The 22,066-nt window shown below is 41.6% G+C and carries 11 protein-coding genes, 7 rRNA genes, 2 pseudogenes and 1 riboswitch; of the genes and pseudogenes, 9 read left to right on the forward strand and 11 right to left on the reverse strand.

Annotated elements, in window-relative coordinates; all coding sequences use genetic code 11:
* Nucleotides 1–45 precede the first annotated feature (45 nt).
* Genes purB through purE form a run of 3 tightly spaced genes read right to left on the reverse strand, consistent with a single transcriptional unit; the run spans nucleotide 46 to nucleotide 2,983 of the window.
* Nucleotides 46–1,353 carry an adenylosuccinate lyase gene (purB, locus tag MKX66_RS18175; RefSeq protein ID WP_002139387.1) on the reverse strand — a complete coding sequence of 436 codons (1,308 nt, stop codon included), beginning with the start codon at nucleotides 1,351–1,353 and terminating at the stop codon, nucleotides 46–48.
* Entirely contained in the window at nucleotides 1,350–2,501 is a 1,152-nt protein-coding gene (gene purK / locus MKX66_RS18180) for a 5-(carboxyamino)imidazole ribonucleotide synthase (protein WP_002140188.1), read from the reverse strand. Before purK ends, purB begins: the two co-directional genes overlap by 4 nt.
* Nucleotides 2,498–2,983 carry a 5-(carboxyamino)imidazole ribonucleotide mutase gene (gene purE, locus MKX66_RS18185; protein ID WP_002167058.1) on the reverse strand — a complete coding sequence of 162 codons (486 nt, stop codon included), beginning with the start codon at nucleotides 2,981–2,983 and terminating at the stop codon, nucleotides 2,498–2,500. Before purE ends, purK begins: the two co-directional genes overlap by 4 nt.
* 110 nt (nucleotides 2,984–3,093) lie before the next feature.
* Nucleotides 3,094–3,195: riboswitch (purine riboswitch) on the reverse strand.
* 298 nt (nucleotides 3,196–3,493) lie between these two features.
* Between purE and MKX66_RS18190 the strand changes: the two are divergent.
* A pseudogene (locus MKX66_RS18190) lies at nucleotides 3,494–3,747 on the forward strand (hypothetical protein).
* 43 nt (nucleotides 3,748–3,790) lie between these two features.
* On the opposite strand, the gene rrf (MKX66_RS18195) reads toward MKX66_RS18190, so the two are convergent.
* The 3 genes from rrf (MKX66_RS18195) to MKX66_RS18205 all read right to left on the reverse strand — a co-directional run bounded on the left by rrf (MKX66_RS18195) (nucleotide 3,791) and on the right by MKX66_RS18205 (nucleotide 8,576).
* A 5S ribosomal RNA gene (rrf, locus tag MKX66_RS18195) occupies nucleotides 3,791–3,906 on the reverse strand.
* A gap of 50 nt (nucleotides 3,907–3,956) precedes the next feature.
* Nucleotides 3,957–6,878: ribosomal RNA gene (locus MKX66_RS18200) — 23S ribosomal RNA — on the reverse strand.
* Between the two features lie 146 nt (nucleotides 6,879–7,024).
* Nucleotides 7,025–8,576 (reverse strand): 16S ribosomal RNA (locus tag MKX66_RS18205).
* Together the 16S, 23S and 5S rRNA genes form the textbook arrangement of a ribosomal RNA operon.
* Nucleotides 8,577–8,891: 315 nt before the next feature.
* On the opposite strand from MKX66_RS18205, the gene MKX66_RS18210 reads away from it, so the two are divergent.
* On the forward strand, nucleotides 8,892–9,683 hold the full coding sequence (locus MKX66_RS18210) for a sulfotransferase family 2 domain-containing protein (RefSeq protein WP_044438453.1): 792 nt from the start codon (nucleotides 8,892–8,894) through the stop codon (nucleotides 9,681–9,683).
* A 93-nt stretch (nucleotides 9,684–9,776) separates the two neighbouring features.
* On the opposite strand, the gene MKX66_RS18215 is transcribed toward MKX66_RS18210, so the two are convergent.
* From MKX66_RS18215 to MKX66_RS18230, 4 genes are all read right to left on the reverse strand, one after another.
* On the reverse strand, nucleotides 9,777–10,697 hold the full coding sequence (locus MKX66_RS18215; protein ID WP_002140184.1) for a DMT family transporter: 921 nt from the start codon (nucleotides 10,695–10,697) through the stop codon (nucleotides 9,777–9,779).
* Between the two features lie 360 nt (nucleotides 10,698–11,057).
* Nucleotides 11,058–11,173, reverse strand: a 5S ribosomal RNA gene (gene rrf, locus MKX66_RS18220).
* A 50-nt stretch (nucleotides 11,174–11,223) separates the two neighbouring features.
* A 23S ribosomal RNA gene (locus MKX66_RS18225) occupies nucleotides 11,224–14,145 on the reverse strand.
* Nucleotides 14,146–14,291: 146 nt separating this feature from the next.
* Nucleotides 14,292–15,843: ribosomal RNA gene (locus tag MKX66_RS18230) — 16S ribosomal RNA — on the reverse strand.
* Between the two features lie 557 nt (nucleotides 15,844–16,400).
* Here MKX66_RS18230 and MKX66_RS18235 point away from each other — a divergent pair.
* The 7 genes and pseudogenes from MKX66_RS18235 (at nucleotide 16,401) to MKX66_RS18260 (ending at nucleotide 21,771) form a co-directional block, all read left to right on the forward strand.
* Nucleotides 16,401–17,114: a response regulator transcription factor gene (locus tag MKX66_RS18235; RefSeq protein ID WP_060752069.1), complete on the forward strand. Its 714-nt coding sequence runs from the start codon at nucleotides 16,401–16,403 to the stop codon at nucleotides 17,112–17,114.
* Entirely contained in the window at nucleotides 17,104–18,117 is a 1,014-nt protein-coding gene (locus MKX66_RS18240) for a sensor histidine kinase (protein ID WP_341086878.1), read from the forward strand. Before MKX66_RS18235 ends, MKX66_RS18240 begins: the two co-directional genes overlap by 11 nt.
* A gap of 68 nt (nucleotides 18,118–18,185) precedes the next feature.
* Nucleotides 18,186–19,115, forward strand: coding sequence for an ABC transporter ATP-binding protein (locus tag MKX66_RS18245; RefSeq protein ID WP_341086880.1), 930 nt, complete (start codon nucleotides 18,186–18,188; stop codon nucleotides 19,113–19,115).
* Nucleotides 19,108–19,845 (forward strand): ABC transporter permease, encoded by a 738-nt coding sequence (locus MKX66_RS18250; RefSeq protein ID WP_002091688.1) that lies wholly within the window; start codon nucleotides 19,108–19,110, stop codon nucleotides 19,843–19,845. The genes MKX66_RS18245 and MKX66_RS18250 overlap by 8 nt, the downstream gene beginning before the upstream one ends.
* Before the next feature lie 17 nt (nucleotides 19,846–19,862).
* Nucleotides 19,863–20,660 (forward strand): undecaprenyl-diphosphate phosphatase, encoded by a 798-nt coding sequence (bacA, locus tag MKX66_RS18255; protein ID WP_215590587.1) that lies wholly within the window; start codon nucleotides 19,863–19,865, stop codon nucleotides 20,658–20,660.
* Between the two features lie 424 nt (nucleotides 20,661–21,084).
* A pseudogene (locus tag MKX66_RS30895) lies at nucleotides 21,085–21,285 on the forward strand (peptidase M20); the annotation flags it as partial.
* A 27-nt stretch (nucleotides 21,286–21,312) separates the two neighbouring features.
* Complete coding sequence (locus MKX66_RS18260; protein WP_326997911.1) at nucleotides 21,313–21,771, forward strand: ASCH domain-containing protein; 459 nt, start codon at nucleotides 21,313–21,315, stop codon at nucleotides 21,769–21,771.
* Between the two features lie 151 nt (nucleotides 21,772–21,922).
* On the opposite strand, the gene rrf (MKX66_RS18265) is transcribed toward MKX66_RS18260, so the two are convergent.
* A 5S ribosomal RNA gene (rrf, locus tag MKX66_RS18265) occupies nucleotides 21,923–22,038 on the reverse strand.
* Nucleotides 22,039–22,066: the final 28 nt, after the last annotated feature.

The raw sequence follows: 22,066 nt of genomic DNA on the forward strand, positions 1-22,066 counted from the left end.
ATAAAGAATGGCACAGAATGACTCTATTCTGTGCCATATGAAATTTTACGCTTCGTTTAATCCAAGGCGTTCAAAGATTGTATCAACGTGTTGCATATGATGTTCATAATTGAAACATTCGTTAATTTCTTCTTGCGTTAACTTACTTGTAATACGCTCGTCAGATTCTACAAGCTCTTTAAATTGTACTTGTGTTTCCCAAGCTTCCATTGCTTTAGGCTGTACGATATCATAAGCTTCTTCACGTACCAGACCTTTGTCAATTAGTGTAAGCATTACGCGCTGAGAGTAAATTAAGCCGTATGTTCTTGTCATATTGCGTTTCATATTCTCTGGGAATACAGTTAAGTTTTTAACGATATTACCAAAGCGATTTAACATGTAATTTAACGCGATTGTAGCATCTGGTAAAATTACGCGTTCTGCAGAAGAGTGAGAGATATCACGCTCATGCCATAACGGAACATTCTCGTAAGCTGTCATCATATAACCGCGGATAACACGAGCTAAACCAGTCATATTTTCAGATCCAATTGGATTACGTTTATGCGGCATTGCAGAAGAACCTTTTTGACCTTTTGCGAAAGCCTCTTCAACTTCACGTGTTTCACTCTTTTGTAAACCACGAATCTCAACTGCCATCTTTTCAACAGATGTTGCGATTAGTGCAAGTGTTGACATGTAATGTGCATGACGATCACGTTGCAATGTTTGTGTTGAAATTGGTGCTGCTTCTAATCCTAAGTTTTCACAAACATACTTTTCTACGAATGGATCAATATTTGCATATGTACCAACCGCACCAGATAATTTACCAACGCGAACTGTATCAGCAGCTTGTTTGAAACGCTCTACGTTACGTTTCATTTCTTCATACCAAAGACCAAGTTTTAAACCAAATGTTGTTGGCTCTGCATGTACACCGTGTGTTCTTCCCATCATGATCGTGTATTTATGCTCTTTCGCTTTATTAGCTAAAATACTAACAAAGTTTTCTAAGTCTTTTAACAAGATTTCATTTGCTTGTTTTAAGATATAAGATAACGCTGTATCTACTACGTCTGTAGATGTTAAACCGTAATGAACCCATTTACGTTCCTCGCCTAATGTTGGTGTTTCTGATACAGCACGAGTGAAAGCAACTACGTCATGACGTGTTTCTTTTTCAATTTCATAAATACGATCAATATCAAATGATGCATGTTCACGAATTTTTTTCACATCTTCTTTTGGAATATCGCCAAGCTCAGCCCATGCTTCACACGCTAAAATCTCAACTTCTAACCACGCTTTAAATTTGTTCTCTTCCGTCCAAATCGCACCCATTTCAGGGCGTGTATAACGATTAATCATCTTTTTCCCTCCAACAGTTGTTCTTGATGGTCCCAAATATGCAAACTCTTCGCTTTTTCTAGAGCGACTTCAATATTATCATTTAAAATATTAACATGCCCCATTTTTCGCTGTGCTTTTGCTTCTTCTTTTCCATACAAGTGTAAATAGCACCCGGTTAGTCTATTCACTTGTCCTAGGACCCCTTCTATATGTTCGCCTAAAATGTTAACCATGACAACTGGTTTTAACAAATTTGTTTCTCCAAGAGGTAAATTACAGATTGCTCGAATATGTTGACCAAATTGACTCGTTTCACATGCATCCTGTGTATAGTGTCCTGAATTGTGAGGTCTTGGTGCTAATTCATTAATGTAAATCTCACCGTCAGCTGTAGCAAACATCTCTACCGCTAGTGTTCCCACAAGTTCTAGTTCATCCGCAAGTACCTTTGCGTAAGCAATTGCTTTTTGAGAAAGTTCTTCTGTAATGCGGGCTGGAACGATAGATTCATGCAAAATGTTATTTACATGAATATTTTCCGCTACCGGAAATACTTTCGTTTCACCACTTACACTACGAATTACAATAACTGATACTTCTTTTTCAAAGGGCACCCATTTTTCTAGAATGCACTCTGCTTTATTAGTAAGTTCTTTTGCTCTCACAACATCAGCTTCACTCTTTAAAACCACTTGCCCTTTACCATCGTATCCACCTGTCGTTGTTTTTAAGACAGAAGGGAAAGATAACTCTTTAATTGCTTCTGTAAGTTGATCTTGATTTTGAACCAATCTATACGATGCTACTGGTAACCCAGCTTTTTCAATTGCATTCTTTTCTGTAAAACGATTTTGCGTTTTATTTAACAACTGACTACCTTGTGGTAAGTAAGCATGTTTTTCAAGCCATTGTAAACATCTATAATCAATATTCTCAAATTCATATGTGACAACGTCGCTTATCTCTGCTAAATGCTGAATTGCTTTTAAATCGTCATATGGTGCAACGACTTCAACATCAGCAACTTGTGCACATGGTGAATGCTTTGTAGGATCTAAAACAGCAATTTTATAACCCATTTCCTTAGCTGCCAACGCCATCATTCTTCCAAGCTGGCCGCCTCCAATAATGCCGATTGTTTTTCCAGGTAAGATGATTCTCGTCATACTAGCTCACTACCTTCACGCACAGTTTTCTCAATAGCTTCTCGTCTCAACTCTAATGCATCATGTATGTCATCATGAAATGATCCAAGTATTTGTGCAGCAAGCAATCCAGCATTTGTTGAACCAGCCTTACCAATTGCAACAGTTGCAACTGGAACCCCTCCTGGCATTTGGACAATGGATAATAACGAATCTAGGCCGTTTAACGCCTTTGATTGAACTGGAACACCAATTACAGGAAGATTTGTCTTCGCTGCAACCATTCCTGGTAAATGCGCTGCTCCACCAGCTCCAGCAATAATAACTTTTACTCCACGTTCACGAGCTGTTTCTGCATATTCAAACATATAATCCGGAGTCCGATGAGCGGATACAACTTTTTTCTCATACGGTATATTTAATTCATCTAAAATGTCACAAGCATATTTCATTGTTTCCCAGTCTGACGTGCTTCCCATTATGACTCCAACTAGTGATTTCATATTAGAATCCCCCCGATTCAAATAAAAAAAGCCTGAAATAGAACAGTTTCTCTTTTACTATGAGAGAAAGTGCTCTACTCAGGCATACGTATCCCTTGTGAATAGAAAAATACCGAGTGACTTTCCCTCATAGTCTAACGAATAACGGTCGTTAGGTAGAGACTTGCAGGCCATATCCCCGCGATTATATGAGGTCTTATATATTATTGTTTCTATGGCTATATTAACAATATTTCATAAACAATGTCAATAAATAATCGAATGTTTTTTTATTAGTCATCGATAACGTTCGTGTTTTAGTTATATTCAAAAGAAGAATTGCAACTATATGCAAGAAGGAAAGGGAATTAGAATATATATTTCTAGAGATCTATTTTACGTATAACTATTTATATAATACTTCAGTATGTTTTACTCTATATACATACTCTCTTGTGTTCTATACATCGATAGAACCTATATTATAACGATTTAATTTCAAAGGAGGAATAACCGTGAAAAAAAATAACTGTGCTATTATCCTATTTATTTTTCTCTATCGAAGTAATTGCTGTAATTATTGAATGCTTATTTATATCATCCCATTTTTTCTACTCTCATTATTATGATAGAAATAATCTTTCCTATTCTTAGGGATTATTTTAGGAGCATTCGAAAAATCCGGAGCACAAAAAATCATTGCCATTATTTTAAACTGCCTCTATTTCATTCTTTTTTCGTCTTTAGGATTATTAAATTTATGGATTTTAACCTTCGGTAAATAAAAATAAACACAAAAAAACCTAAGTCGAAACGACTTAGGTTTTTGCTTGGCGACGTCCTACTCTCACAGGGACAAGGTCCCAACTACCATCGGCGCTAGAGAGCTTAACTTCCGTGTTCGGTATGGGAACGGGTGTGACCTCTCTGCCATCATCACCAAACTGATGAAGGTATATTCCTTCAAAACTAGATAACATTTGCTTCATATTATATGGTTAAGTCCTCGATCTATTAGTATTCGTCAGCTCCACATGTCACCATGCTTCCACCTCGAACCTATCAACCTGATCATCTTTCAGGGATCTTACTAGCTTACGCTATGGGAAATCTCATCTTGAGGGGGGCTTCATGCTTAGATGCTTTCAGCACTTATCCCTTCCGCACATAGCTACCCAGCTATGCCCTTGGCAGAACAACTGGTACACCAGCGGTGCGTCCATCCCGGTCCTCTCGTACTAAGGACAGCTCCTCTCAAATTTCCTGCGCCCACGACGGATAGGGACCGAACTGTCTCACGACGTTCTGAACCCAGCTCGCGTACCGCTTTAATGGGCGAACAGCCCAACCCTTGGGACCGACTACAGCCCCAGGATGCGATGAGCCGACATCGAGGTGCCAAACCTCCCCGTCGATGTGGACTCTTGGGGGAGATAAGCCTGTTATCCCCGGGGTAGCTTTTATCCGTTGAGCGATGGCCCTTCCATGCGGAACCACCGGATCACTAAGCCCGACTTTCGTCCCTGCTCGACTTGTAGGTCTCGCAGTCAAGCTCCCTTATGCCTTTGCACTCTACGAATGATTTCCAACCATTCTGAGGGAACCTTTGGGCGCCTCCGTTACACTTTAGGAGGCGACCGCCCCAGTCAAACTGCCCACCTGACACTGTCTCCCGGGTCGATGAGACCCGTAGGTTAGAATTTCAATACAGTCAGGGCGGTATCCCACCAGCGCCTCCACCGAAGCTAGCGCTCCGGTTTCAATGGCTCCCGCCTATCCTGTACAAACTGTACCAAAATTCAATATCAGGCTACAGTAAAGCTCCACGGGGTCTTTCCGTCCTGTCGCGGGTAACCTGCATCTTCACAGGTACTATAATTTCACCGAGTCTCTGGTTGAGACAGTGCCCAAATCGTTACACCTTTCGTGCGGGTCGGAACTTACCCGACAAGGAATTTCGCTACCTTAGGACCGTTATAGTTACGGCCGCCGTTTACTGGGGCTTCAGTTCAGAGCTTCGCTTACGCTAACCCCTCTCCTTAACCTTCCAGCACCGGGCAGGTGTCAGCCCCTATACTTCGCCTTACGGCTTCGCAGAGACCTGTGTTTTTGCTAAACAGTCGCTTGGGCCTATTCACTGCGGCTTTCCGTTAAGAAAGCACCCCTTCTCCCGAAGTTACGGGGTCATTTTGCCGAGTTCCTTAACCAGAGTTCTCTCGCACACCTTAGGATTCTCTCCTCGCCTACCTGTGTCGGTTTGCGGTACAGGCACCTTTTATCTCGCTAGAAGCTTTTCTTGGCAGCGGGGAATCAAAGACTTCGCTCCATAAGGAGCTTCCCCATCACAGCTCAGCCTTCACGATAAGCGGATTTGCCTACTTATCAGCCTAACTGCTTGGACGTGCACAACCAATCGCACGCTTCTTCTATCCTTCTGCGTCCCTCCATTGCTCAAACGATAAAGAGGTGGTACAGGAATATCAACCTGTTGTCCATCGCCTACGCCTGTCGGCCTCGGCTTAGGTCCTGACTAACCCTGAGCGGACGAGCCTTCCTCAGGAAACCTTAGGCATTCGGTGGACGGGATTCTCACCCGTCTTTCGCTACTCATACCGGCATTCTCACTTCTAAGCGCTCCACCAGTCCTTCCGGTCTGACTTCACTGCACTTAGAACGCTCCCCTACCACTGATACCATTGGTATCAATTCGCAGCTTCGGTGGTGTATTTAGCCCCGGTACATTTTCGGCGCAGAGTCACTCGACTAGTGAGCTATTACGCACTCTTTAAATGGTGGCTGCTTCTGAGCCAACATCCTAGTTGTCTAAGCAACTCCACATCCTTTTCCACTTAATACACACTTTGGGACCTTAGCTGGCGATCTGGGCTGTTTCCCTCTTGACTACGGATCTTATCACTCGCAGTCTGACTCCTAAGGATAAGTCATTGGCATTCGGAGTTTGACTGAATTCGGTAATCCGATGAGGACCCCTAGTTCAATCAGTGCTCTACCTCCAAGACTCTTACACTTAAGGCTAGCCCTAAAGCTATTTCGGGGAGAACCAGCTATCTCCAGGTTCGATTGGAATTTCTCCGCTACCCACACCTCATCCCCGCACTTTTCAACGTGCGTGGGTTCGGGCCTCCATTCAGTGTTACCTGAACTTCACCCTGGACATGGGTAGATCACCTGGTTTCGGGTCTACGACCACGTACTAAACGCCCTATTCAGACTCGCTTTCGCTGCGGCTCCGCCTCTTCAGCTTAACCTCGCACGGGATCGTAACTCGCCGGTTCATTCTACAAAAGGCACGCCATCACCCATTAACGGGCTCTGACTATTTGTAGGCACACGGTTTCAGGATCTCTTTCACTCCCCTTCCGGGGTGCTTTTCACCTTTCCCTCACGGTACTGGTTCACTATCGATCACTAGGGAGTATTTAGCCTTGGGAGATGGTCCTCCCAGATTCCGACGGAATTTCACGTGTTCCGCCGTACTCAGGATACATTCAAGAGAGAACGAAGTTTCGACTACGGGGTTATTACCCTCTGTGACGGACCTTTCCAGGTCGCTTCGTCTACCTCGTTCCTTTGTAACTCCGTATAGAATGTCCTACAACCCCAAGAGGCAAGCCTCTTGGTTTGGGCTAGATTCCGTTTCGCTCGCCGCTACTCAGGAAATCGCATTTGCTTTCTCTTCCTCCAGGTACTTAGATGTTTCAGTTCCCTGGGTCTGTCTTCCATACCCTATGTATTCAGGTAAGGATACCATACCATTACGTATAGTGGGTTTCCCCATTCGGAAATCTTCGGATCAAAGCTTACTTACAGCTCCCCGAAGCATATCGGCGTTAGTCCCGTCCTTCATCGACTCCTAGTGTCAAGGCATCCACCGTGCGCCCTTTCTAACTTAACCAAACTAAAATTAAAAAAATATGAGCTACACTGTTATCTAGTTTTCAAAGAACATACATTTAAACTTGAGAGATAGTTCTCTCAAAACTGAACGAAACAAAACAAGTCAACGTTTATTGATGAACTGCGTTCATCAATTCTCCATAGAAAGGAGGTGATCCAGCCGCACCTTCCGATACGGCTACCTTGTTACGACTTCACCCCAATCATCTGTCCCACCTTAGGCGGCTGGCTCCATAAAGGTTACCCCACCGACTTCGGGTGTTACAAACTCTCGTGGTGTGACGGGCGGTGTGTACAAGGCCCGGGAACGTATTCACCGCGGCATGCTGATCCGCGATTACTAGCGATTCCAGCTTCATGTAGGCGAGTTGCAGCCTACAATCCGAACTGAGAACGGTTTTATGAGATTAGCTCCACCTCGCGGTCTTGCAGCTCTTTGTACCGTCCATTGTAGCACGTGTGTAGCCCAGGTCATAAGGGGCATGATGATTTGACGTCATCCCCACCTTCCTCCGGTTTGTCACCGGCAGTCACCTTAGAGTGCCCAACTTAATGATGGCAACTAAGATCAAGGGTTGCGCTCGTTGCGGGACTTAACCCAACATCTCACGACACGAGCTGACGACAACCATGCACCACCTGTCACTCTGCTCCCGAAGGAGAAGCTCTATCTCTAGAGTTTTCAGAGGATGTCAAGACCTGGTAAGGTTCTTCGCGTTGCTTCGAATTAAACCACATGCTCCACCGCTTGTGCGGGCCCCCGTCAATTCCTTTGAGTTTCAGCCTTGCGGCCGTACTCCCCAGGCGGAGTGCTTAATGCGTTAACTTCAGCACTAAAGGGCGGAAACCCTCTAACACTTAGCACTCATCGTTTACGGCGTGGACTACCAGGGTATCTAATCCTGTTTGCTCCCCACGCTTTCGCGCCTCAGTGTCAGTTACAGACCAGAAAGTCGCCTTCGCCACTGGTGTTCCTCCATATCTCTACGCATTTCACCGCTACACATGGAATTCCACTTTCCTCTTCTGCACTCAAGTCTCCCAGTTTCCAATGACCCTCCACGGTTGAGCCGTGGGCTTTCACATCAGACTTAAGAAACCACCTGCGCGCGCTTTACGCCCAATAATTCCGGATAACGCTTGCCACCTACGTATTACCGCGGCTGCTGGCACGTAGTTAGCCGTGGCTTTCTGGTTAGGTACCGTCAAGGTGCCAGCTTATTCAACTAGCACTTGTTCTTCCCTAACAACAGAGTTTTACGACCCGAAAGCCTTCATCACTCACGCGGCGTTGCTCCGTCAGACTTTCGTCCATTGCGGAAGATTCCCTACTGCTGCCTCCCGTAGGAGTCTGGGCCGTGTCTCAGTCCCAGTGTGGCCGATCACCCTCTCAGGTCGGCTACGCATCGTCGCCTTGGTGAGCCGTTACCTCACCAACTAGCTAATGCGACGCGGGTCCATCCATAAGTGACAGCCGAAGCCGCCTTTCAATTTCGAACTATGCAGTTCAAAATATTATCCGGTATTAGCCCCGGTTTCCCGGAGTTATCCCAGTCTTATGGGTAGGTTACCCACGTGTTACTCACCCGTCCGCCGCTAACTTCATAAGAGCAAGCTCTTAATCCATTCGCTCGACTTGCATGTATTAGGCACGCCGCCAGCGTTCATCCTGAGCCAGGATCAAACTCTCCAATAAAGTTAGTTTGTCTAGCATCTAAAAATAAAAATTGACGTTCACGTTGTTTGTTTCGTTCAGTTTTCAAAGAACTTGTTTGCCGCTCATTTGCGACTCCCTTATGTTAACATTTTCATATTTCAATGTCAACTAAGTTTTTTTATTTCTTTTGTCGCTTTCTGCGTTGTTGCTATCGGCGACTTGTTTTATATTACACCTCTATATAATAATAGTCAACATTTCTTTTTCATTTTCTACAAAAAAATTCCACACACTCATACCTCATCTTTATTTTACATATATATGTAATCAAGATACATGAAAGGAGTGCATCAATTGTTGGATCCTTCCTTATTACACATCATTAGTACTAATGCAAGAAGCCCACACTATCATAGAAACTTTCCTCTCATTCTATTTTGGAGTCAAAAAAGTGGTTGTACTTCCCTTGCTAAGTGGTTTTTTTACCAGATTGATTTATTACAAGCAGCTTTAAACTATCACCCCTTCATCCATAATTTCGAATATGAAATATACAAAAGTACACCAGCCTATAATATACGGCTGAGTGTAGCACTACGAGATAAACAAAAGGAAACTTTCAAACTGGTTCGCAATCCGTTTAGAAGAGCAGTCAGTTCTTTCGTGTCCTTAATTGCACCTCCTTATGTAGAAAATGAAGAATGGAAACCCATTCGAAAGTTTTTATATCAAAATGAAAATTCTCCTAAAGGAATCTCATTCAAACAATTTTTATACTACCTATTTACTAAAGGTGCTCATGCAAATGATATTAACGCTCACTTTACACAACAATATATAGCAGGTGAAGAAGAGTATGTAACCAATTATATATACTTAGAAAATTTCGATCAGGAAATGAAAGAATTAGAAAAACGTTTCGAATTAAAACCTGCACCGATAAATGAGTTTTCAACATCATGGCATCATCAAACCCCTGCCATGATTTATAAAGGGAATTTCAGCGATGCCGATATTACTGATCCTTTATTCCCTCGTCACCCGACTTTTGAAAGCTTTTATGATGATGAATGTATACAGCTCGTCAAAACAATATTTCAAAAAGATTTCGATACATATAGATATAACAAAGAATATCCCTACTAATTTAAGTCCATTATCTTCGCTAAATATAAAAAGATACCTTATACATATATATGAGGTATCTTTTTAACATTTAAACTATATAAAACATACAATTTAACAGTCCCTACTATCCATTTTATTACCCTTTAATAGATTACGTAACTTTTGCTTATCCGCCCATCCTACTCCAATTAAAACTAGACTCCCTCCCATTATTATCTTCCATGTCAGAGATTCATTTAATAGGATAATTGAAGTAATGATACTTATTAACGGCAATCCATTTAAGTACAGTCCACTTATTGATGCTGAGACCGTCTCTAGCGCTTTATTCCAGAACCAATATGCTAAAATTGTTGCCCCAATAACAAGGTATACTACACTAAATCCAATCTTCCATGTTTCGATTTTTGGGAAACCGTAGTAAAAAATTTCTATCATTGCAAATGGCAACACAATAGCTGCACCTATCATTAGTGTTACTGTAGTGAAAACTTTATTAGATAAACGTCGTTCTTGTTTTGGCCGTTTTAACAAAACTGTGTAGAACGCAAATAAAAAGGTACTTAATAAAATAAGTATATCTCCTATTAAAGACACCTCTTGATTAGTATCGCTAGATGGAATTGTAATAAAGAGCACTCCTATAGCACCCAACATAATCCCGATCCAATAATCCATCTGAATTTTCTCTTTCAGAAAGAACGCTGAAAAAAGAATTGTAACTAATGGCAATGCAGCATCAATAATACTAACATGTAATCCACTTGTTAAAGAAATACCATAGGATGTGAACATAAAGTACCCAGCTACACCAGTAAAAGACAGTAAACTCATTCTTTTCCACGGAATATGTTTATGTATAACTGCTTTTTGTAGTTCGTTAAATGAGAAAAACATACAAATCCCACCCGCAAAGAAAAGACGAATAAATAACAAAGTAAACGGTTGAATGGATTCTAATGCCCATTTCGTTGGTGCAATGGCTGTCCCCCATAATATAACAGCCACTAATAACATGCATATTTCTTTCATAATCCCCCACACCCATCAAAAAATATATGTTAACTACCTTAATTATAGATTTTTTCTTATGTAAAATCCCTTAAAAATACAAAAAGATTAAGTGAAAAAGAACTGGATAGCTATTTTTCACTTAATCTTTTCATATAAAATCAAAAACATTATTGTTCATTCGACAACTAAATTAACAAAAAAAGGTAATTCTTACCTTCTATTTATATTTAAACGTATTACTTTATCATCCGAATTTTATTTTATACCATTTCTATTTCATTTTTTTTTCATCTTTAGGGTTATTAAATTTATGGATTTTAACCTTCGGTAAATAAAAATAAACACAAAAAAACCTAAGTCGAAACGACTTAGGTTTTTGCTTGGCGACGTCCTACTCTCACAGGGACAAGGTCCCAACTACCATCGGCGCTAGAGAGCTTAACTTCCGTGTTCGGTATGGGAACGGGTGTGACCTCTCTGCCATCATCACCAAACTGATGAAGGTATATTCCTTCAAAACTAGATAACATTTGCTTCATATTATATGGTTAAGTCCTCGATCTATTAGTATTCGTCAGCTCCACATGTCACCATGCTTCCACCTCGAACCTATCAACCTGATCATCTTTCAGGGATCTTACTAGCTTACGCTATGGGAAATCTCATCTTGAGGGGGGCTTCATGCTTAGATGCTTTCAGCACTTATCCCTTCCGCACATAGCTACCCAGCTATGCCCTTGGCAGAACAACTGGTACACCAGCGGTGCGTCCATCCCGGTCCTCTCGTACTAAGGACAGCTCCTCTCAAATTTCCTGCGCCCACGACGGATAGGGACCGAACTGTCTCACGACGTTCTGAACCCAGCTCGCGTACCGCTTTAATGGGCGAACAGCCCAACCCTTGGGACCGACTACAGCCCCAGGATGCGATGAGCCGACATCGAGGTGCCAAACCTCCCCGTCGATGTGGACTCTTGGGGGAGATAAGCCTGTTATCCCCGGGGTAGCTTTTATCCGTTGAGCGATGGCCCTTCCATGCGGAACCACCGGATCACTAAGCCCGACTTTCGTCCCTGCTCGACTTGTAGGTCTCGCAGTCAAGCTCCCTTATGCCTTTGCACTCTACGAATGATTTCCAACCATTCTGAGGGAACCTTTGGGCGCCTCCGTTACACTTTAGGAGGCGACCGCCCCAGTCAAACTGCCCACCTGACACTGTCTCCCGGGTCGATGAGACCCGTAGGTTAGAATTTCAATACAGTCAGGGCGGTATCCCACCAGCGCCTCCACCGAAGCTAGCGCTCCGGTTTCAATGGCTCCCGCCTATCCTGTACAAACTGTACCAAAATTCAATATCAGGCTACAGTAAAGCTCCACGGGGTCTTTCCGTCCTGTCGCGGGTAACCTGCATCTTCACAGGTACTATAATTTCACCGAGTCTCTGGTTGAGACAGTGCCCAAATCGTTACACCTTTCGTGCGGGTCGGAACTTACCCGACAAGGAATTTCGCTACCTTAGGACCGTTATAGTTACGGCCGCCGTTTACTGGGGCTTCAGTTCAGAGCTTCGCTTACGCTAACCCCTCTCCTTAACCTTCCAGCACCGGGCAGGTGTCAGCCCCTATACTTCGCCTTACGGCTTCGCAGAGACCTGTGTTTTTGCTAAACAGTCGCTTGGGCCTATTCACTGCGGCTTTCCGTTAAGAAAGCACCCCTTCTCCCGAAGTTACGGGGTCATTTTGCCGAGTTCCTTAACCAGAGTTCTCTCGCACACCTTAGGATTCTCTCCTCGCCTACCTGTGTCGGTTTGCGGTACAGGCACCTTTTATCTCGCTAGAAGCTTTTCTTGGCAGCGGGGAATCAAAGACTTCGCTCCATAAGGAGCTTCCCCATCACAGCTCAGCCTTCACGATAAGCGGATTTGCCTACTTATCAGCCTAACTGCTTGGACGTGCACAACCAATCGCACGCTTCTTCTATCCTTCTGCGTCCCTCCATTGCTCAAACGATAAAGAGGTGGTACAGGAATATCAACCTGTTGTCCATCGCCTACGCCTGTCGGCCTCGGCTTAGGTCCTGACTAACCCTGAGCGGACGAGCCTTCCTCAGGAAACCTTAGGCATTCGGTGGACGGGATTCTCACCCGTCTTTCGCTACTCATACCGGCATTCTCACTTCTAAGCGCTCCACCAGTCCTTCCGGTCTGACTTCACTGCACTTAGAACGCTCCCCTACCACTGATACCATTGGTATCAATTCGCAGCTTCGGTGGTGTATTTAGCCCCGGTACATTTTCGGCGCAGAGTCACTCGACTAGTGAGCTATTACGCACTCTTTAAATGGTGGCTGCTTCTGAGCCAACATCCTAGTTGTCTAAGCAACTCCACATCCTTTTCCACTTAATACACACTTTGGGACCTTAGCTGGCGATCTGGGCTGTTTCCCTCTTGACTACGGATCTTATCACTCGCAGTCTGACTCCTAAGGATAAGTCATTGGCATTCGGAGTTTGACTGAATTCGGTAATCCGATGAGGACCCCTAGTTCAATCAGTGCTCTACCTCCAAGACTCTTACACTTAAGGCTAGCCCTAAAGCTATTTCGGGGAGAACCAGCTATCTCCAGGTTCGATTGGAATTTCTCCGCTACCCACACCTCATCCCCGCACTTTTCAACGTGCGTGGGTTCGGGCCTCCATTCAGTGTTACCTGAACTTCACCCTGGACATGGGTAGATCACCTGGTTTCGGGTCTACGACCACGTACTAAACGCCCTATTCAGACTCGCTTTCGCTGCGGCTCCGCCTCTTCAGCTTAACCTCGCACGGGATCGTAACTCGCCGGTTCATTCTACAAAAGGCACGCCATCACCCATTAACGGGCTCTGACTATTTGTAGGCACACGGTTTCAGGATCTCTTTCACTCCCCTTCCGGGGTGCTTTTCACCTTTCCCTCACGGTACTGGTTCACTATCGATCACTAGGGAGTATTTAGCCTTGGGAGATGGTCCTCCCAGATTCCGACGGAATTTCACGTGTTCCGCCGTACTCAGGATACATTCAAGAGAGAACGAAGTTTCGACTACGGGGTTATTACCCTCTGTGACGGACCTTTCCAGGTCGCTTCGTCTACCTCGTTCCTTTGTAACTCCGTATAGAATGTCCTACAACCCCAAGAGGCAAGCCTCTTGGTTTGGGCTAGATTCCGTTTCGCTCGCCGCTACTCAGGAAATCGCATTTGCTTTCTCTTCCTCCAGGTACTTAGATGTTTCAGTTCCCTGGGTCTGTCTTCCATACCCTATGTATTCAGGTAAGGATACCATACCATTACGTATAGTGGGTTTCCCCATTCGGAAATCTTCGGATCAAAGCTTACTTACAGCTCCCCGAAGCATATCGGCGTTAGTCCCGTCCTTCATCGACTCCTAGTGTCAAGGCATCCACCGTGCGCCCTTTCTAACTTAACCAAACTAAAATTAAAAAAATATGAGCTACACTGTTATCTAGTTTTCAAAGAACATACATTTAAACTTGAGAGATAGTTCTCTCAAAACTGAACGAAACAAAACAAGTCAACGTTTATTGATGAACTGCGTTCATCAATTCTCCATAGAAAGGAGGTGATCCAGCCGCACCTTCCGATACGGCTACCTTGTTACGACTTCACCCCAATCATCTGTCCCACCTTAGGCGGCTGGCTCCATAAAGGTTACCCCACCGACTTCGGGTGTTACAAACTCTCGTGGTGTGACGGGCGGTGTGTACAAGGCCCGGGAACGTATTCACCGCGGCATGCTGATCCGCGATTACTAGCGATTCCAGCTTCATGTAGGCGAGTTGCAGCCTACAATCCGAACTGAGAACGGTTTTATGAGATTAGCTCCACCTCGCGGTCTTGCAGCTCTTTGTACCGTCCATTGTAGCACGTGTGTAGCCCAGGTCATAAGGGGCATGATGATTTGACGTCATCCCCACCTTCCTCCGGTTTGTCACCGGCAGTCACCTTAGAGTGCCCAACTTAATGATGGCAACTAAGATCAAGGGTTGCGCTCGTTGCGGGACTTAACCCAACATCTCACGACACGAGCTGACGACAACCATGCACCACCTGTCACTCTGCTCCCGAAGGAGAAGCTCTATCTCTAGAGTTTTCAGAGGATGTCAAGACCTGGTAAGGTTCTTCGCGTTGCTTCGAATTAAACCACATGCTCCACCGCTTGTGCGGGCCCCCGTCAATTCCTTTGAGTTTCAGCCTTGCGGCCGTACTCCCCAGGCGGAGTGCTTAATGCGTTAACTTCAGCACTAAAGGGCGGAAACCCTCTAACACTTAGCACTCATCGTTTACGGCGTGGACTACCAGGGTATCTAATCCTGTTTGCTCCCCACGCTTTCGCGCCTCAGTGTCAGTTACAGACCAGAAAGTCGCCTTCGCCACTGGTGTTCCTCCATATCTCTACGCATTTCACCGCTACACATGGAATTCCACTTTCCTCTTCTGCACTCAAGTCTCCCAGTTTCCAATGACCCTCCACGGTTGAGCCGTGGGCTTTCACATCAGACTTAAGAAACCACCTGCGCGCGCTTTACGCCCAATAATTCCGGATAACGCTTGCCACCTACGTATTACCGCGGCTGCTGGCACGTAGTTAGCCGTGGCTTTCTGGTTAGGTACCGTCAAGGTGCCAGCTTATTCAACTAGCACTTGTTCTTCCCTAACAACAGAGTTTTACGACCCGAAAGCCTTCATCACTCACGCGGCGTTGCTCCGTCAGACTTTCGTCCATTGCGGAAGATTCCCTACTGCTGCCTCCCGTAGGAGTCTGGGCCGTGTCTCAGTCCCAGTGTGGCCGATCACCCTCTCAGGTCGGCTACGCATCGTCGCCTTGGTGAGCCGTTACCTCACCAACTAGCTAATGCGACGCGGGTCCATCCATAAGTGACAGCCGAAGCCGCCTTTCAATTTCGAACTATGCAGTTCAAAATATTATCCGGTATTAGCCCCGGTTTCCCGGAGTTATCCCAGTCTTATGGGTAGGTTACCCACGTGTTACTCACCCGTCCGCCGCTAACTTCATAAGAGCAAGCTCTTAATCCATTCGCTCGACTTGCATGTATTAGGCACGCCGCCAGCGTTCATCCTGAGCCAGGATCAAACTCTCCAATAAAGTTAGTTTGTCTAGCATCTAAAAATAAAAATTGACGTTCACGTTGTTTGTTTCGTTCAGTTTTCAAAGAACTTGTTTGCCGCTCATTTGCGACTCCCTTATGTTAACATTTTCATATTTCAATGTCAACTAAGTTTTTTTATTTCTTTTGTCGCTTTCTGCGTTGTTGCTATCGGCGACTTGTCCTATATTACACCCCTATATACTAATCGTCAATACCTTTTTACAAAGAAATTTAATTTAGTACCTTTGCACTCTTTAACTCTAGATAAGGACCTACAAAGATCTCATTAAAATAGAAACCATCGTCTACTTTTCTTTACCAATCTATTCTTCTAAATACTATTCAATTTAGGCACTTCTCTATTTCAAAGGACTCGCTTCCCCCATCTTACCGAACTCATACAATTGTTTCTTTTCAGCTAAACTAGCAACCTTATTTTAACAATTAATAGTATATACTTAGAAAGTTGCTTTATTTTTTATTACCGCTCCCTATCCCCCTTTGTTTATCAAGTTGTAATATCAATAACATTCTATTAGAAACAGGTGACGATATGAAAGATATACGTATTCTTATAGCAGATGACGATAAAGAAATTCGAGACTTATTAAAAAGATATTTAGAACGAGAATTATATATGGTAGATACTGCAATTAATGGAGAAGAAGCTTTGTGCTTATTTAACCAAAATAACTACAACCTCGTTATATTAGATCTTATGATGCCGAAAGTAGATGGTATCGAAGTGTGTAGAAAACTTAGAGATACAACCAACATCCCTATATTAATGCTAACTGCTAAAGATCACGAAGTTGATAAAATTTTGGGCTTAAGCATAGGTGCTGATGATTATATTACGAAACCTTTCAGTATTCACGAAGTGGTTGCAAGAGTAAAAGCTCTTATGCGACGTTTTTTAGTTCTTGGAAGTAACACTAACGTACAAGAGAAAACAGCTTTAACATTTAAAGGACTAACTATCGATTTTAAAAAATACACAGTCCATACGAACGGAAAAGAAATCAACTTAACTGGAAAAGAACTTGAACTATTAAAATTCTTCGCTTCAAACCCAGAGCAAGTATTTACGAAAACACAACTCTTTCGGAATGTATGGGACGATAATTATATAGAAGATGATAATACAGTTATGGTGCATATTAGAAAGCTTAGAAAGAAAATAGAAATCGATTCTTCCAATCCAAAATTCATTCAGACTGTATGGGGAATCGGTTATAAGTTTGTAGGTGAACAGGTTGAAAAATGATAAGGTCCTCTTTCTTATTTCATTACAACTTATCATTTGCGGACTTTTAAATATAGATATGGGATACCCTGTAAAAATATCTTTATTTATTGCTCTTATCATAATCACAATATATCTTTTCTTTTCAAGAGTTCACTTTATTCAAAGCAACGAATCGATGGTTACTAAATTAAGCCGTGCACTTAAAGGGAATTTACAAACGAGGCTATTCACAAATAACGACCGTTCACTAAATAGTATCGTGTTTTCAATAAACGACTTAATAACTGCATTAGAAAAGGGTCAGATCGAAGCAAGGAAATCCCAAGAAGCTAGAAAACAACTTTTATCTAATATCTCACATGATATCCGGACACCACTTACTTCTATTATTGGATATATTGATGCTTTAAAAGATGATGTCGCTGCTTCTGAAGTAGAAAAGCAAGAATATCTTGAAATACTTTATAAGAAATCGAATGACTTAAAACATCTGGTCGATGAAATCTTTAATATGGCCAAGCTAGATGCTGATGAGTTTCCATTAAAAGAAGAAGAACTCGATTTTTCTGAGGTTACTAGAGAAGTATTAATTGAATTTTTACCCGAGCTATCAAAACATAACATTGAACTACAAGTTCTCATACCAGAATCTACTTCCCCTATTATTGCAGATCACCTTAGCCTTATACGAATTATAGGTAATCTAATAAAAAACGCTATCCATCACGGAAAAGCTGGGAAAATAGTAGGAGTCGAACTACTAGAAACCAATACAGAATATGAGATTCTTATTTGGGACAAGGGACCCGGTATTCCAAAACATGATTTACAAAACGTATTTAAGCGGATGTACCGCAGCGAACAATCAAGAAATCCTTCTTACGGTGGTAGTGGCCTCGGACTTTCTATTTCTAAAGCCCTCGTTGAAAAAAATGGTGGGCGTATATGGGTTGACAGTATTCCCTGGGAACGAACTACTTTTGGTTTTTCCGTCCCAAAACACACTACTTTTAAGAAATAGTTAAGAAATGATTAATATGCAGTTAAACCTTCCTTTTTATTATGTAATTAAGAACTTATAGAAAGTAGGTGCCCCCTATAAATACAATTATAAAAACGACAAACCTTACTAAAGTTTATGGGAACCAAAAGTCAGTAGATAATCTAAATATAAATGTACAACAAGGAGAGATTTATGGATTCATAGGGCGTAACGGTGCTGGTAAAACAACCACAATCCGTATGCTGCTTAGTCTTATAAAACCTACAAGTGGAAATATAGAAATATTCGGTGAGGATTTACTTCGGAATCCAAAAGACATTTTAAGAAGAATTGGTTCTATCGTTGAAGTCCCAGGATTTTATGAAAACTTAACTGCAAGAGAGAACTTATTAATTAATGCAAAGATAATTGGAGTTCACAAAAGGAATGCAATTGAAGAAGCATTAGAAATTGTAGGCTTGCAGCACGAAACAAAAAAATTAGTAGGAAAATACTCTTTAGGAATGAAGCAACGCTTAGGAATTGCACGTGCTCTTCTCCATTATCCTGAACTACTCATACTAGATGAACCAACTAACGGACTAGATCCAATCGGTATTAAAGAAATGCGAAAACTCATTAAATCTTTAGCTCAAGACAGAAATATAACGATACTCATTTCTAGTCATATATTAGCTGAGGTGGAACAACTAGTCGATCGTATGGGAATTATTCATGAAGGAAGGTTATTAGAAGAAGTTTCTCTTGATACACTGCGTAAAGCCAATCGTAAGTACATAGAATTCCAGGTAAATAATGATAATAAAGCTGCGATGCTATTAGAAAAGCATTTTCAAATTTTTGATTATGAGGTACATGATGAAGGAAATATTCGCGTTTATTCTCACTTTGGACAGCAAGGACACATTAATAGAACGTTAGTTCGTAATGGTGTTGAAGTATTAAAAATTGTGATGAGCGAAGATAGACTAGAAGATTATTTCACCAAACTAGTTGGGGGTGGCGCAATTGGTTAATCTTCTTTATACAGAACTATTAAAATTGAAACGATCCAATATGTTTTTGATTAGTATTATCGGAGCAGGTGTCGCGCCATTTTTAGTGGTTGTAGCTTCTTATATACACCTGAAGACAAAGCAGCCTACTCCAACTATTTTATTTGGTCAACTGTTCACTGAAGTTAACCTATACACTACTTTAATTATAGGATTCCCCTTATATGGAGTTGTAATCGCTTATCTATTTACCCGTGAATACACGGAAGATACATTAAAAAACTTGCTAACTATCCCAGTATCACGTATTAACTTTATTATAAGTAAGTTTATCCTTCTATTCCTTTGGATCATGATGCTAACTTTAGTTGCTTGGGCGCTAACTTTATTATTAGGGCTAGTAGGTAGCTTCCCTGGGTTTAGTATCACCTTACTTTTAGGCTCTCTCGTAAAATTTTTAATATGTGGTGGACTTCTCTTTCTTTTGTCTTCACCTATTGTACTACTAACTCTTGTAATGAAGACCTATGTACCGCCTATTATATTAACAATCATTATTACAATGACTAACCTTATGATCGTAAATTCAAAACATAAAGACCTATTCCCATGGACCGCTACTCTAGATATAGCAAATAACGAATTACAACCAACTTATCCACCAGAGTATTCTTATATCATCATTGCAGTAACAGCGATTTTCGGATTTATTACAACACTATTCTATTTTAAAAGAGTGGATATTCATTAATTTATAGGAGTGAAACTATGAGCGATCTTATCATTGCCTTCATACTTGGTATTGTAGAAGGGTTAGCTGAATTTTTACCCATCTCTTCTACTGGCCATCTTATATTAGTCGGACATTTATTAGGTTTTGAAGGAGAAAGGGCAAAAACGTTTGAAATTGTCATACAGTTAGGGGCAATTTTAGCTATCGCGATTTTATATCATAAACGCCTTGTTTCTTTATGTAATATTAAACCCCTTCTACGGAAAGAGAAAAAATTCAATGCATTACATGTTTTTCTCGGTGTATTCCCAGCAGTAGTTGTTGGCTTATTATTACATGATGTTATTAAAGCATACTTATTCCAGCCGTATACTGTCGTAATCGGACTTGTAGCAGGAGCATTTCTTATGATTTTTGCAGAAGCAAAAAAAGCAGAGGTAACCGCTTTTTCACTAGATGATTTAACATACCGTCAAGCATTAACAATTGGATTATTTCAATGCTTAGCAGTATATCCTGGATTCTCAAGGGCTGGCTCTACTATTTCTGGAGGTCTATTAGCGAAAGTAAATTATAAGGCTGCATCTGAGTTCTCTTTTCTCATTGCTCTTCCTGTAATGGTTGGAGCTACAGGCTTAGACTTATTAAAAAGTTGGAAGTATTTAAGTGCGGCTGATATTCCTATGTTTGCTATAGGATTCATTACCTCTTTTATAGTAGCAATGCTAGCGGTAGTAACCTTCCTGAAGCTTTTAGAAAAGATAGGTTTAAAACCTTTTGCATATTATCGTATTTTGTTAGCTATTGTATTTACACTTTTCGTATTGCTATAGCTTCATATAAGTCACATATTATTAAACCGATATTCAAGGAATATCGGTTTTTATCTATTTCACCTCTAGTATTACTCACTTCAATATGGCATAGTGGATAATAGATCAATATTAATAATTAGAATATTCTTTATTTATAATCAACACTTCATTAAAATATGTAACGTTAAAAGCTATATTTGAAATCCGAACCTAGTAATAGCATTTCTTCTTTATACACATATACTGAAGTAAAAATAAGCACCTCAATTGATTGAGTCTACCCATTACACCACGATAGAACTAATGTTCTCACCCCTTTGCTATACATCACTTCTTCCTTGTTTCTATATTTATGGAAGAGAAGTACGTGTAGGTGATCGGGCATTGACCCTAACTTTATTGCAGCCCAAATCACAAATAGACTACATAACAACTATATCCATTACCATACGAAACAATTCGAAAATCAAACATCCCGTCTATTAATATGGGCGTCTACGGGGAAAATGGTCATAAATGGACAGAACAAGTTTATAAACCATATTCCTTCAGCGTATTACTTGTATTAATCCGTAATACAACAACCCAGATTTTATATGACTACAAAACTATTACAAATAAGCAAGTTGCTCAAGGCTTATAAAAAAATTAAAGTGAGGTAAATATACAAATGAATCCATTAGCACAATCATATTGGGATACTTATTGGAGAAACAATAAAAAACCAGAATCTGTTACAGCTTGGCAATTTGGTGATTCTCCTGATTATCTCGCTCAATTAGTCATTGATGGTGTGAAAACCGCAACATGCTCGGGCCATATTTTTTATGAATTAGAAAATGAACCACTACCAACAACTAACGATTATAGTATTGTACTCAATAGTCAGGATGAACCTGTAGCTATTATTAAGACAATAGAAGTAACTATAATGCCAATGAATGAAGTGACTGAAGAATTCGCTATCGCTGAAGGCGAAGGCGATCGTACCTATAGTTACTGGAGAGATACCCATATTCAGTTTTTTACAAAGGAACTAAGCGAACTTGGTCTTAGTTTTTCTGAAGATATGCTGCTCGTTTGCGAACGTTTTAAGCTTATCGATGTAAAAAACAAAGTGAAGCTATGATAAATAACGATTTTACCGGAAACCCATACTAGATAAATACATTTATCTTTAAACAAATAAGCTTGTTATCAATGGATTTCTTGAGCCATTAATAACAAGCTTATTTCATTAAACACAAAAAAGACGAGTCATTCTGACTCGTCTTAAAGTTGCTTGGCGACGTCCTACTCTCACAGGGACAAGGTCCCAACTACCATCGGCGCTAGAGAGCTTAACTTCCGTGTTCGGTATGGGAACGGGTGTGACCTCTCTGCCATCATCACCAAACTGATGAAGGTATATTCCTTCAAAACTA

The organism is Bacillus sp. FSL R9-9530, assembly GCF_038008145.1.
Classification (GTDB): domain Bacteria; phylum Bacillota; class Bacilli; order Bacillales; family Bacillaceae_G; genus Bacillus_A; species Bacillus_A mycoides.